A 13,795-nucleotide genomic window follows, 5' to 3' on the forward strand; every position below is an offset into this window, starting at 1 on the left:
TTACCTTACTTTACTTGTTTTGTGATAAATCTCTTTAAAAATGGTTAGAAACTGCTGAACCTGCTCCATGTCATTATCGTCATCTAGACTGATTCGGACAGCTGTTTCCGCCAGAGACTTGGGGATTCCCATAGAGATCAGTGTCCCTGCCGGCTTACCAGCCTTGGAAGAACAGGCACTCGTTGTGGAAATATAGATATCATGCTCTTCAAAGGCATGAACCAAGACCTCTCCTCTGACTCCTTTGACACCAAAAGTCACAATATTAGGCACAAAATCTTGATTGGCCGAAAATAGAATGACATCCTCATATCGACTGAGCTCATTAAAGAGGCGCTCTTTCATGGCAGCGATTTTACTCAGGTTTGCTGCGTCTTTATCAAATACAAGACGCAGTGCCTTTGCCATGGCTGCGATAGCAGCTAGATTTTCAGTCGTTGAACGCAGATCGCTTTCCTGTCCTCCTCCTGTTAAAAGGGGCGTGATTCTTTTACCTGCTTTTTTATAGATAAAACCAACACCTCTCGGTGCATGGAATTTATGCCCTGAAAAGGTCGCAAAATCAACACGGTCTGTCAGATAGTCTTCCAGCGGGATTTTTCCAATAGCCTGTACAGCGTCCACATGAAATGAAATGGTTGGTCTATCAGCCAAAAGATCCGAGATAGCCTTGATGGGCTGGATAGCCCCTATCTCATTGTTGACTGCCATAATAGAAACAAGGATGGTTTCTGGCCGGATCAGCTGCTCTAAGGCCTTTAGATCCACAAAGCCTGCTTTATTGACAGGCGCATAGTCTATTTCAAACCCCTGACTGACCAGCCATTTTGCTGATTCTTTCACGGCTGGATGCTCGATGTCTGAGACAATCACGTGATTGCCATAGGCTTGCTTCTCAAAGGCAACGCCTTTAAGAACCCAGTTATCCCCTTCGGTTCCTCCTGATGTAAAAAAGATTTCATTCGGTTGCTTAGCCAGCAAAGCTGCGATTTGCTGACGAGAAGCCTCTAATAATTGACCGGCCTGACTTCCCAAGCGGTGCAGGCTGGAAGGGTTCCCCCAAATTTTTGACGCCACTTCCTGATAGGTTCTTAGAACTTCCGGATAGGGGATGGTTGTGGCCGAATTATCAAAATATATCATTGCCTTACCTTTTTCTTCAATCGGAACCCATTATATCACATTTTAAAGGACTTCTAAAATATAGCTAACGATTTTTTTATGACATTTTAAGTGAAAAGGGGTATAATATCATTCAAAAAAGGAGGCATTATGGCTAATCAATATTCTCGACGTCAAAAAACCACGACTAAATCTGCCAAGAAAACAGGTAAAAATCCTAAAGAACATATCAAAACGGGTTTGACAGCCCTCCAAAAGACGATTGCTATTACGGCCAGTACCTTGGGGATTATCACAGCCCTAATCACTATTTATAACTTTAACAGCAACAGCAAATCCAAGGATAGCGGTACTTCCACAAAGACAACCATTATCAAGGAAGTCGACAGCAACAATTCTGCCAGCACTGATGCGGCTGCCAACCAAGACCAAAACGCCAGCAATAACAGTAATAATCAAGCAGCTACGACGATCGCCTCTGATGATTCCTCTGCGTCAGATAGCAATACCGGTCAAAGCGATGCCGTGACGCAGGCTGCAGAAGCTACCACTCAGGCTGCCAATTAGTTTCGAGAGAGGTGAAACCAAAACCTTATTTCTATAATAGAAACAAGGTTTTTAGTTATCTGTCCGAGGAGGTTTTAACGCATGGTGACAAACTCCTCTGCACCGGTTGGATGAATTGCTACGGTGCGATCAAAATCAGCTTTTGTCGCCCCCATCTTAATAGCAACCGCGAAGCCTTGGATCATCTCATCAACGCCGTATCCAATACCATGCAAGCCAATAATTCTTTCCTCTTCTACCTGAACAACCAGTTTCATCTTACAAATCTGTCTGTGATCCGTCACCGCAGTGTACATGGAGGTGAAACTAGATTGGTAAACCTTGATTGATTCCCGACCATATCTTGCAAGAGCCTCTTCTTCTGTCAGGCCAATCGTCCCTATAGCCGGATGACTGAAAATAACAGTAGCAATGTCTGTGTAGTCCAGCTTTTCATCCGGTTTATGATTGAAAAGACGCTCTGACAGACGACGGCCAGCGGCAACAGCTACAGGAGTTAGTTCCTTCTTGCCGTTCACATCGCCTAAGGCATAAAGGCCCTCAATCGTTGTGTTTTCATAGGCATCTGTTTTGATAAAACCTTTTTCGTTAAGTGCCACGCCTGTCTTTTCAAGGTTAAAGCCAGCAACATTGGGTTTGCGGCCAATAGCCCAAATGACTGCGTCAAACTCATAAGACTCACCATTTTCCAAAAATAAAGTCAGACTGCCGTCTTCATTTTGCACCAATTCTTTGGGGATTGAAAAAGGATGGAAGCTAGGACCGTCTTCTTCCATACTGTCCAGCAAACTAGCTACTATGTCCCGATCAAACTGCCGCAGGGGCCTGTCTTTGCGAACAAAAAGATGGGTTTTGCTTCCCAGAGCATTCAGCACTCCTGACAATTCCACCGCGATATAACCTGCTCCCACAACTGCTACCCGTTTCGGCAGCTCGTCCAATTCAAAAAAGCCATCTGAGGTCATGCCATACTGGCTGCCAGGAATATCTGGATAGAGAGCATGACCGCCTGTTGCAATCAAAATATGAGGTGCTCTATAAAGTTCTCCCCCAGCTTCAATGGTATGGGCATCAACAAACCGAGCATAAGCCTTTAGGTACTCTACTCCAGTCTTCTCAAATCCTTTTTGATAAGAAGCATGAATACGGTCGATGTAGGCCTCACGATTGGCTTTTAACGCCTTAAAATCAAATCGGTCAACCGTCACATCAAAACCATAACTTGGAGCATATCGATGGATGGCTTCAGCAACTTGTGCCCCGTACCACATGACCTTTTTGGGGACGCAGCCACGGTTAACACAGGTGCCACCAATGTCATTAGCCTCAACCAATAGCACCTTTGCCCCATAAATGGCCGCCCGATTAGCAGAGGCAATCCCGCCACTGCCACCACCGATAACAATATAATCATATTCTTTAACCATATCTGTCTCCTTTTTTTCTCATGACTTCACTTTATCACAAAAGACCCTGTCAAACAATTTTTCACTACCGGCCTTTCATTAAGGGGATCAAAAAAAGAAAGGGGAGCCTTTCTTTTTACTTTAGAAGTCTCGTTCATCTGGATTAGACTGAACCTTACCTCCTGTGATACGGTCCAATCTTGCCATATCCTCATCTGTCAAATCAAAGTCAAAAATAGCTAAGTTAGAGAGGATGTTTTTCGGAGTGACGGATTTTGGCAACGGCAAAAAGCCCTTCTGCAGCGACCACCTCAGAGCAATCTGGGCAACCGACTTGCCATAGTTGGCTGCTATTTCTTTAGCCGTTTCATTGGAGAAAATACTGCCTGTTCCCAGAGGGCTGTAGGCTTCCGGCAGAATATCATGCTGTCTGCAGAAAGAAACCAAATCGTCCTGAGGACAGCCAGGCGCTAAAAGAATCTGATTCACCATGGGCTTAATCCGAGCTGTCTCGAATAAAGCTTCTAGGTGATGCTGCATGAAGTTAGAAACCCCAATCGCTCTGATTTTTCCGGCTTCATAGTACTCTTCCATGGCCCGCCAGGTTTCTGCATTGGCTTTTTTCCAGGCCTCATTGGCACGAAGAGGCTTAGGATTGGGCCAGTGGATTAAGACCAAGTCCAAATAGTCAACCCCTAATTTTTTCAGCGATTCATCCATAGAGGCCTTGGCCAACTCGTAAGAATGCTTATCATTCCAAATTTTCGTTGTTAAAAAAATATCCTGACGCTTTAAGTTGCTGTCAGCAATCGCTTTACCAACACTGACCTCATTGCCGTAAATTTGGGCTGTATCAATATGCGTATAGCCAACTTCTAAGGCATAGGAAACGCTTTGATAGGCTTCTGAACCTTCGGGAATTTGCCAAGTCCCAAATCCAATTTTGGGAATCGTAACACCATTAATTAATGTATAGGCTTCCATTGTTCTCCTCCTTTAGTCTTGCTGACTTCATTATAGGAGAATTTCCCCTGCTTTTCAAACAAAAAACAGAGCCTAGGCTCTGTTGCTTGACTTAATCAGGATAAATATAGCTGACACGTCCCAAATAAGGCGCCGTTGGGTCAAACCAGCCTCGGAAATTTGCAATGTATTGCTGGTTTTTATAATTGGCCTCCTTCACTTGAATACGATTATTGCTTTCAACATGCGTAACATAGGCGACATGACCATAACCGCCATCATCCCAAGATACAACCGCACCGACTTTGGGCGTACTGCCTGTCCGAAAACCTTTTGCACGCGCATTAGCAGTCCACTGACCGCCATTCCCTAGCCAGTTGGGGATCCAAGGGGCCAGTTGTTTAACTCCCCAAGTACACTGACCGACAGGATAGGTATTAGCTTCGTTGATATAGGCCGTGATTTTAGGAGCTGGTGCCTGATTAAGGTTAAGCTGAGTCATCTGTTGAGTGGGCAAGATATAACCTGCCCGACTGCCATCCATAAAAGTCACATAGGCATGACTGTTATAGCTGCCTGATTTATTGCCATGTTTTTGAATATCGGCTGTGATACTCACTTTACCGTTGCTTACTTTGTTGGAGCTATACCAAACCATATTGGCTTGGTTAGCTTCAGACCAGATGGCCACATCAACTGATTTGATCCGTTTTGAATGGTCTGTTTCAGAAATGACAACATCAAACGTTCCCTTTGCAGCATTAACATTTGAAATGGTTCCGACAGGATTTTCATAATTGACAATCTGAGTCACATCAAAGCCTGTCGTCGACAAACCTTCTAGCTTGCCAGTGGCTTGGTTATTCCCGTAAATATGTGCCTGATAGCGTCCTAGTGCAAAACCGTGTTTCTTTAAAGGAACCCTGACCTTGTAGGTAGAAACATCCACTTTTTCGGTCTGATACCACACGATATCATCCTGACCATTACTATCAGACCAAACCGGAATCGTAACAGAAGAGATGTGACCGGGAACATTGGTGACAGTCAGTTCATAACTCGTATCAGAGAGTTTGGCAATCTGACTGCCTAATTTCGGCTGCGTCACCTGAACAACCTGACCTCCTACTCCTATTGATTGATTATCCTGATTGAGGTAGGTGTGGATATGGTAATTGCCATCCCCCTTGTGATTGGTGATAGGCACTGTGAGATTACCATTGGCATCCAAGGAATACCATTTCAAATCGTCCTGACCGCCTACTTCTGACCAGATAGCCACAGCCAGCTGACCATTCCCCGCAGGTTTTATCTTGGAGCTAAGTTGGATTGTTTTTTCAGTTACATTGACGGTTGGATTTGAGAGTGACATCTTTTGCTTGCCCAAGTCCTTTCCTTCGCTGCTGCCGTCTGTATAGGTGACATAAGCATGCGTGATATAAGAACCGGCTCTATTCCCATGATTGCTGACGTCAACATGAAGATTAGCCTGATTGCCATAAACCGCTGGTGAATACCATCTCAAATCATCTTGACCGTTTTCTTCAGACCAAACGGCTACTCTCATCTCTTTGATGCTTTTTCCGCCTTCTTGAGCCAAGGCATTAACATCAAAAACACCTGCAAATTCATTGTAATTACTGATGGAAAGACTGGCACCACCTGAATCTGCCTGAGCATGCTGTGAACAGGCTAAAGCACCTAAAAGACAAGTGGCAAAAAGCATTGATTTGACTTTCTTCAATAAAAATCTCCTTTTTCTTTTTTGTGTCACATTTTTCTTATTCGACAAAAAAGAAAAAAAGAGCCAAGTTTCCTCAGCTCTTATCCTAATCAACCCTTTTCTTTAATAATATAAACAGGTCTTTTTTTGGTTTCTAGGAAAATTTTGGCAATATATTTTCCAATGATACCTAAAGCCAGCAATTGCAATCCTCCAATAAAGAGAATAATCGAAACGAGACTGGCCCATCCTGTCACCGCATCACCAAACAAAAGTTTTCTGAACACGATAAATAAAATCCCGAAAATAGACACAATGAAGGAAATAGATCCGGTCCATGTCGCTATATTCAAAGGGGCTTCAGAAAAGTTAATAAAACCATCCATGGAATAGCGCAGCAGACTCCAAAAACTCCATGAGGTCTCCCCAGCAATCCGATCACGATTTTCATAGGAGATGTAATAGACATTGTAGCCGACCCAGGCAAAAATCCCTTTTGAAAAGCGATTCACCTCATTCAATTCCAAGATACTGTCAACAACTTGGCGTGTCATCAAACGAAAATCACGGGCACCGTCAACCATCTCTGTACTTGAAATTTTATTGATTAGCCAATAAAAGGTCTTGGCAAAAAATGATCGGATAGCGGGTTCGCCAGTTCGGTCAGATCTTCTGGTACCCACAACATCATATCCCTCTTGAATCTTTTGATACATGTCTACAAGCAACTCAGGAGGATCCTGAAGATCAGCGTCCATTACGGTCACAAAGTCACCATCTGCTGCCTCTAAACCTGCTAGTAGGGCTGCTTCTTTCCCAAAATTTCTTGAGAATGAGAAATAGTGAACATTATCGTAAAGTCTCGCAACTTCTCTCAAGGTATCCAGTGTCTCATCTTTTGACCCGTCATTGACAAAAAGATAATCAAATAAGACATCAGGAGCCATCTGGTGTTCAACCCTTTGACAGGCTTCCAAAAACGGGCGTATTGTTTTTTCCTCATTATAACAAGGAACGACGATTGATAATTTTTTCATAATAGCAGTATCATCTTTCATTAGCGGTAAATAATAATGACTGTGTCGGCAACTGAGCCTCTCTCAGAATAGAAACTAAACATGCTCTGCTTCATTTACAGCAGCATCTCTAGGGCTCAGAACTCTGTAGACTTCCTTTAAAAGGATGATAATAACAAGGAATACAGCAAACACAACCGGTTGGAAGGTACGGACACCAGAAGCGTGGATTGTTGGCGATAAAGAAACTAACATACGCCCAATATAAGCTGCTACCAATAAGAAGCTGGCTGTCATTCCTATTTGACTGTAATCTAATAAATCTAAAACCAGATAGGCTAATAGAAAGAGCAAGCTTGTATAGATTAAAACAGGATATATAAAAGCGTACTTATTTCCTAAGAGCTCCGAAAATTTTGAAAACTCCGGATTGATTTTCTGAATAGTTGACAAAAGTGTTGGGAAGTTCAAATAATTTAAAATCAGTAACAAGAACAGACCGCTTGCTATGACCAGAGAAGCCAGGTGTCTCTTGAGGGCAGCCACAATCAGCAACACGAGCACCAATAAGAACATCACATACAACAGATTAGGTCCTGAAAAGAGAATATTATTGGTATTCATGAAACCTTTATAAATCTTTTCAACAATTCCCATATTCTTAAATTCTGGGTACCATGTTGCCGTTTCCTTAACGGTTCTGATAGCATTTCCCGGTGACAGTTTGACAGAGATAATACCAGCCAAAGAAATGAGTGCAAAGCCAATCTTCTTGTAATCAATAGAGGAATGGTTTAGATAATCCTTGATTACTAAAAAGAGGTAAAAGAGGAATGCCACAACTGCCAATTGCTCCTGCATAACAGAAAAGATTTGAAGGAAGATTGCCAGCACTAAAAGTGATTTCTTATGCGATTGTACCAATAAATAAGCTAATACCAGCGTTATTAAAGGAAAATAATAGTTGGTAACCGTTGCGATAAGGCCCGCACCTGTATAAAAACTACTTGGAAACAATAAGAGGAATAAAAGAGGTGATCCGTACCTTAAAAGAGGGTATTGCCCCTTAGCAAACAAAATTTTATCAAGTCCGTAGAATAATAAGAATGTTGAAAGGAATAAAACACAAGTAAATATTCTGTGATGGACGGAAAAAAACATTGTTGCAGATTCAATCAACAAGCGGCTGCTCCAAGTATAATACCTTGTTACAGCATAACCTAGATAATCATAACCAATTTCCCGAGCAGTAGCCGCAAATCTCGTCTGATCTCCAGGGTCATTAATATAAACCACAGACTGGATTGTAAAAATCAAACTGATCGCAAAATAGTAAAGGTAAAACTTTAAATTTTTCATCTTCTCTCCTCAATTATCCTTGTTAAAAAAGTGCTTGGTTGTGCTGATATAATTTCGACCTGAAATGATGTCATATTCAATCAGTTTTAAGTCATCAGCAATTTCTTTTTGCTTAGCCGTTAACTCTTTTTTATCAACACTCGCGTAATTCAGAACCTGGGTAAGAAGAGCCTGATAAGGCGTGACTTTGGAATCCGTCGCTGCTAGAAGTACTGCTGTAAAATCACTAGAATTGACATAAGGATAATTTAATTTTGTATTTTTCTTATTATTCCAGATAAAATAATCCGTCTGATATTGACTCTCAGGATTGTTCTGGAAAGCGGAGCTAGGGTAAAATCCAGGTAGGTGGTCCCCGTAGAAAACAACCGTAATATTTTTATTTATTCGACTGAGTTTATCAAGAAAATCTTTGGTTTCAATATCTGTCTGGTAAAGCAATCGAGCATAATTAGAAAGTTGAGAATTTTCCGCATCTGAAAACTGATCACCCGTACCAGACACTGTCTCTGGCTTACCATATAACCAAGGTACATGATTTTGATAGGTGATAACTGAGAAAAATTGACTCTTCTTGTCATTAATCTTAGCTAACACGTTCTCATAGGTTGAGGCATCACTCGGGAATAAACCAACCTTTTTAATATTACTTGCTTTTTCATCCGTACCCGCTGCCGCAATAAAATGATCAAAGCCTAACTTCTTATAAACATCAGCTCTTGAGTAAGTTTTGGCGTCTCCCAAATGAACGGCATAGCGGTCAGCACTCGCAAATTGATCACTGATAGAAGGAATCACTTTCATTTGAGGAACAACTTCTGTGTATAGCGTCGCTACCCCTGTAGACATATTGTACATAGGAAGGCCTGTTAAGGACTGAAATTCCATATTTCCAGTTCCACCACCATAGCCATCTGATTTCATCAAACCACTCGTGGTTTTTTCCTGTACCCGAGTAATATTGGACATCACATCTTTCGATAAGGTGACGCCATCAATCCTGTCCGGATTTGCCAAACTTTCACTCAATACATAAATGACTGTCTGATCTTCGATATTTTGTTCACGGGATTTATTTATCTCAGCTGCTAACTTAGTATATTTCTGATAGACTTTTTCAATATTTTCCTTGCTGTAATTGCTCGGTTTTTCCATAATAGGTGTCGTAGCCTGTTTAAACCAAACATAAACCAAAGATTTCATTCTGGCATTAGTGGCATGGCCCATCCAGCTCACATCATTAAAATTATTCAGGGTGGATAAAACCGGTACGCCGTCCATAATTTTTTTATTTTTACCAGTCTGTAATGCACCCGTGATGATCAATAAGGTAGCAAAAACAGCAACAATCCCTGTCAATCTCCGTTTCCAGCTGTCTGTTATTGGCTGATAGAAAACCTTCTTCCTTAAATAGATATAAGTAATAACCAAAAAGCATAGGAATAAGAAAGCATAGAAAATATAGGTCATACTAACGAAACTGAGCACTAAGTCAAACTGCTTCAGCCACTTAAAATCACTCAATAAGAGCGGCTCTCCCCGCATGGTAAACTTCACATAATTAACAATGGATAAAATCGTCCCAATAATCAGTGACAAATAGGTGGAAATCAAAAACTTATTGATGAGGAGATAAATGGTGAAAAACAGCAAAGTCAGTATCAGAATCTGAAAAGCCGTTGCTCCAGGAAAAATATAGCGGTTGAGCAAAGCACCTTTCAAAAGGATTCCCAATTGAATGGTATAGTTAAAGATAATAGCCATCAAGAGGCTGATCGTGAATGCTGAACTCAGACTTGCCCTGTATCTAAAGAGATCACTAATTCCCTTTACAAAGAGATAGGACAGAAAAGAAAACAGAATAAAGAGAAAGGCAAAACTGAAGAGGGAATGAACCAGATTCTCTTGCTCTACTTTTAAAAAGCTACTGGTATTAAGCAATGATTTAAACTTTGTATCTGTTACAAACAGAGATACCATAATTTGAGAAATAAAGAAATTTTCTCTTGTTGATACCTGACTTTTTAGAAAGAAGGCGCTTTTCTTAAGATACTTATCGAAGAAAAAGAAGACTAAGGTCAGTCCCAGAATCAGGAATAAGTTAAAGGTATAGCCATTTTCTCTAAAAACCTTAGAGATGTCTAAGTAATCAAAGGCCACGTTATTAATATTTTGGGTGGCATAAAGAAAATAACTTAGCAACAAATAGATCAGATAGGACGCGCCAATTTTCACGTAAAGCCAAAAATTAAAGGTTGCTCTTATAGTATATAGGAGATAAGACTCACATATTATAAAGAGAATATTAAAAAGAGCAACCAGAATAGGATCTATTCCTAATCTATCCGAATACAATAAATTGACGCTTGACGAGAAGAATAGACCAGCAGTTACCAAACTGATAATAGCTGCTTCACTGGTAAAAAAATCTTTCAGTTTGCTTATATTTGTTTTCCAACTTTCACTGTTCATGATTTCATTTTTTGAAGGGAACGCTTGATAATATATTTCACAGCCCTGGCCGGACCAATAAAGATATATTTAAAAGCTCCCTTAATTCCTCCCATATGATTAAAGTCGACATAAGTATTCGGAGCAGAACTACCTCTTTCATTCAACAGCTTATTGTCAATAAAAGGGGTTAAGTCAACTGGATTTTTCGAAATTCTAAAGTCATAGTGTTCTGCCCAAGCAATATAAATCAGCAGGCGTTCAATCGCGTGTAAAATGGAGTTTTGCGGCAGCGGTTCTTCAGGAACGTCCTGATCTGTCAAATCCAAGTCAAACAAAGGTTTTAGAGCATCGTACTTAAACCAAACATAAGTGCCGTAGCTCATGACAAAAGTGTGAAAAGCATTGAAATCAATCGTTTTGGCTAGTCCCATCTCATGCCACAACTTATTCATCTCTGGTGCAATCAGGTGTTCGTTCCAGGCATCCACAATTTTGTTGTAACGAAAGAAAGTCGGCATATCCGCAATCACCAAGCCAATCTTGGGATTACGCTGTAATTCCGCCAAAATATGATCCGCCGGTTTAATCAGCATGTCAATTAATTCTTCTCGCCATGATTGACCTGCCCAAAAATCAGCTTCCTTCGATTTTTTGGTGTGAAAATGTCCAACAAAATCATAGGCAGACAAATATTCCTTTAATTTCAGCATCGGAAGCACATCACGTCCGATATTTCCCGTGACAAAAACTTGAGCTTCTTGTGCCTCTGCTGCCAGAATCTTTTCGATTTCAGCTTTCTTATCATCACTATCTGTCGTTATAAATAGATCATAAGAAAAATGAAATTGTTTGAAGGCTGTTAAGAACTCTTCGAGCAGATCCACATAGAAAACATGAAGGTGAACGGCAATCTTTTGATTGGTTAAATCGACTGCTTCTCCTTCCTTAATGTATTTATGTCCCAGCAAATAGCGGAAATCAGGGTAGTTAATTTCTGACATATGCGAAACAATTAGATCAATCGGATAATCTGAGATACGCTGAATGTCATTCAACAAATAGGGGGTAATATGCTGATTGTTGTCAATGGCCTTGACCTTGATAAAAGGGACCCGATGATTCAAAATGGCTGTTGGATTATAGTAGGAAAAGTCTGCATGAAGCATATGCGACGCATCTTCTTGAGTAGTATCAAATACTGCATCGTACTTAAAACCAGCATCTAAGAGAGTGGTTGTGACCTGGGTTTCATAATCATCAATCACACGCTGAACATCGGTATGGTTTTGGATGTTTTCCCAAAAATCGTGAAAAACCTCTGACCGAATAACCGCCTGTTTAAAGGTGATGAAGTAGCTTTGGATATGTTCCTTAAATTGCTTGGTGGCACGGTTGTTGGTCAGTCCCCAAAAATCAACCGCATCGCGCTTCTCATAAGATAGGTAATAATCTTTGATGTCCCACAACGGTCCAAAGCAGGTGTCATTCATAACGGTAATCACATCATAGGTATCCAGATTATCAAAGCCAATATGATTCATTCCATCACGCCAAGCCGCAAAATCAAATCCGATATTTTCTCTCTGTATAAAATCATCCATCAAGTGCTGTTCCTGCAGCTTTTCTTGATCTTCCTGAGACAGATGGCTATTCGTAATAAACACTACTCTTGAAAATAAGGGGCGCATTTGTGTCAGTTGGTAGTAAACATGAGAACTCACACGATTATATTTATTAAAATGCACATACAACAGCAGTCTTTTCATTTTCTTCTCCTGAATAGATTGATCAATTTTGTCGGAATTGTCCAACGGCGAGAGTGGGTGACAGAGTTGTATCGGACAACCATCTCTTCCAATTCAGCCTTATAGCGGTCACGCTCCTGCAAGGCTTGTTGGTAGTCAGCCTTGTAAGGCTTTAAAGCATATAATTCTTTTCTATAATTGACAATGTCCTGTGATAAAATATTGGCAATATAGTCTTCTGACCTAATATCGTCCACATTAAACATGGTATAAGCTAAACAAAACGATTTCTTTGTCACAGCCCTAATATCATAGATAAGCTGTGGGTCATTTTCTTTGAACATGACATAATTGCCAATTAACTCCCCATTTGAGGAATTTGGCAAAATTTCCGTTCCAAAGTCGCTATCCGTTAAGGCGACTCTGCGATAGAAACTGGGCAGCTCTGACAAGTCAATTCGTAAAGTAACCGTATCCTCCGGAACTTCAAATGAGATATTATCATGATAGCGTAGAGGAAATACAAGTGCATTTTCCTGCGAAAAGCTTTGTCCCTCATTCGCAAAATAAACCGTTACCTGCTGTGAATTGAGTTGTGAGTGAATAACGTCTTGTTGAGATAAATTCTTTTCAAAATCATTAACACGTTCCAGTAAGAGACGTAAAATGTCCTTGTCATCTGTATCGGGATACTTATCCAAATAGTAGAGTTGCGTCTTTAAAAGGCGGTCAAAACGATCCTGCAAGCCCTCAAAACGTTGCGGACGTGAGTCCGATCCTTCATTGACGCGATAAGCTACCGTTGCTTCCGGCAGGAAAGCGAAATGCGTCTGTTTGAATAAATCTAACTGGAGATTAAAGGTGTCATCAGCTGTGTGAATATCCTCATCCAACATCCTATTGACTGTCAGCATAAGCTCACGGTCAACAAGCCAGGTGGATGGTGCTGTAAAACCACGTGTAGCAAGCATTTTAGCATAGGAATCAGCCAATTCAACGACATGATTCGCAAAAACATTCCTTGCTGTTATGGTTCCATCGCTGTCTACAAAATTGATATCTGTTCCGCACCATTTTGATGCCGGATCTTGTTCTAACAGATGGACTTGTTTGGCTAGCTTATGATCATCAATCCAGTAATCATCACCGTCACAACGAGCAATGTAGTGGCCTCTCGCAGCCAGACATGCTTTTTTCCAAGTTTCAGCAATTCCTAAATTTTCCTCATTATAGAGAAGAACCATTTGATCGCTATGTTTTTCCGCAAACCCTTGGATGATTTCTCTAGAATTGTCTGTCGAAGCATCATCAATAACGATTACTTCAAAGGCAATATCTTTTTGAGCAAGGAGACTGTTAATCGTTTGAGTAAGCCATTTCCCTTTATTATAGACAGTACAAATAATAGAGACTGTCACAGAAGATTGTGTTAGAGGCATC

Annotated in this window: 10 protein-coding genes; 1 reads left to right on the top strand and 9 read right to left on the bottom strand. The window is 40.8% G+C overall.

Annotation, left to right across the window (positions count from 1 at the left end; translation table 11 throughout):
* Positions 1-1,143 carry a cysteine desulfurase family protein gene (locus tag A3GY_RS0103365; protein ID WP_018029998.1) on the bottom strand — a complete coding sequence of 381 codons (1,143 nt, stop codon included), beginning with the start codon at positions 1,141-1,143 and terminating at the stop codon, positions 1-3.
* Positions 1,144-1,272: 129 nt separating this feature from the next.
* Between A3GY_RS0103365 and A3GY_RS0103370 the strand changes: the two genes are divergently transcribed.
* Complete coding sequence (locus tag A3GY_RS0103370; RefSeq protein WP_018029999.1) at positions 1,273-1,689, top strand: DUF6556 family protein; 417 nt, start codon at positions 1,273-1,275, stop codon at positions 1,687-1,689.
* Between the two features lie 74 nt (positions 1,690-1,763).
* On the opposite strand, the gene gorA is transcribed toward A3GY_RS0103370, so the two are convergent.
* The 8 genes from gorA to A3GY_RS0103410 form a co-directional block, all read right to left on the bottom strand.
* Entirely contained in the window at positions 1,764-3,116 is a 1,353-nt protein-coding gene (gene gorA, locus A3GY_RS0103375) for a glutathione-disulfide reductase (RefSeq protein WP_018030000.1), read from the bottom strand.
* 120 nt (positions 3,117-3,236) lie between these two features.
* Positions 3,237-4,079, bottom strand: a complete 843-nt coding sequence (locus A3GY_RS0103380) for an aldo/keto reductase (RefSeq protein ID WP_018030001.1) — start codon at positions 4,077-4,079, stop codon at positions 3,237-3,239.
* 91 nt (positions 4,080-4,170) lie between these two features.
* Positions 4,171-5,802: a GBS Bsp-like repeat-containing protein gene (locus A3GY_RS0103385; protein WP_018030002.1), complete on the bottom strand. Its 1,632-nt coding sequence runs from the start codon at positions 5,800-5,802 to the stop codon at positions 4,171-4,173.
* 89 nt (positions 5,803-5,891) lie between these two features.
* The gene (locus A3GY_RS0103390) at positions 5,892-6,818 is read right to left on the bottom strand and encodes a glycosyltransferase family 2 protein (RefSeq protein WP_026161908.1); all 927 of its coding nucleotides are present in this window, start codon (positions 6,816-6,818) and stop codon (positions 5,892-5,894) included.
* A 75-nt stretch (positions 6,819-6,893) separates the two neighbouring features.
* Positions 6,894-8,156, bottom strand: a complete 1,263-nt coding sequence (locus A3GY_RS0103395) for a hypothetical protein (RefSeq protein ID WP_018030004.1) — start codon at positions 8,154-8,156, stop codon at positions 6,894-6,896.
* A 9-nt stretch (positions 8,157-8,165) separates the two neighbouring features.
* On the bottom strand, positions 8,166-10,391 hold the full coding sequence (locus A3GY_RS09650; RefSeq protein WP_162137982.1) for a sulfatase-like hydrolase/transferase: 2,226 nt from the start codon (positions 10,389-10,391) through the stop codon (positions 8,166-8,168).
* A gap of 233 nt (positions 10,392-10,624) precedes the next feature.
* Positions 10,625-12,376: a rhamnan synthesis F family protein gene (locus A3GY_RS0103405; protein ID WP_018030006.1), complete on the bottom strand. Its 1,752-nt coding sequence runs from the start codon at positions 12,374-12,376 to the stop codon at positions 10,625-10,627.
* Positions 12,373-13,794, bottom strand: a complete 1,422-nt coding sequence (locus A3GY_RS0103410) for a glycosyltransferase family 2 protein (protein WP_018030007.1) — start codon at positions 13,792-13,794, stop codon at positions 12,373-12,375. The genes A3GY_RS0103405 and A3GY_RS0103410 overlap by 4 nt, the downstream gene beginning before the upstream one ends.
* Position 13,795 lies beyond the last annotated feature (1 nt).

Source organism: Streptococcus ferus DSM 20646 (assembly GCF_000372425.1).
In the GTDB taxonomy this organism is placed as follows: domain Bacteria; phylum Bacillota; class Bacilli; order Lactobacillales; family Streptococcaceae; genus Streptococcus; species Streptococcus ferus.

Bases quoted from the DNA above. Each gene is read 5' to 3' on its own strand.
- A3GY_RS0103405 (WP_018030006.1), bottom strand. From the start codon at position 12,376: ATGAAAAGACTGCTGTTGTATGTGCATTTTAATAAATATAATCGTGTG.
- A3GY_RS0103395 (WP_018030004.1), bottom strand. From the start codon at position 8,156: ATGAAAAATTTAAAGTTTTACCTTTACTATTTTGCGATCAGTTTGATT.
- A3GY_RS0103390 (WP_026161908.1), bottom strand. From the start codon at position 6,818: ATGAAAAAATTATCAATCGTCGTTCCTTGTTATAATGAGGAAAAAACA.
- A3GY_RS0103380 (WP_018030001.1), bottom strand. From the start codon at position 4,079: ATGGAAGCCTATACATTAATTAATGGTGTTACGATTCCCAAAATTGGA.
- A3GY_RS0103410 (WP_018030007.1), bottom strand. From the start codon at position 13,794: ATGCCTCTAACACAATCTTCTGTGACAGTCTCTATTATTTGTACTGTC.
- A3GY_RS0103365 (WP_018029998.1), bottom strand. From the start codon at position 1,143: ATGATATATTTTGATAATTCGGCCACAACCATCCCCTATCCGGAAGTT.
- gorA (WP_018030000.1), bottom strand. From the start codon at position 3,116: ATGGTTAAAGAATATGATTATATTGTTATCGGTGGTGGCAGTGGCGGG.
- A3GY_RS0103370 (WP_018029999.1), top strand. From the start codon at position 1,273: ATGGCTAATCAATATTCTCGACGTCAAAAAACCACGACTAAATCTGCC.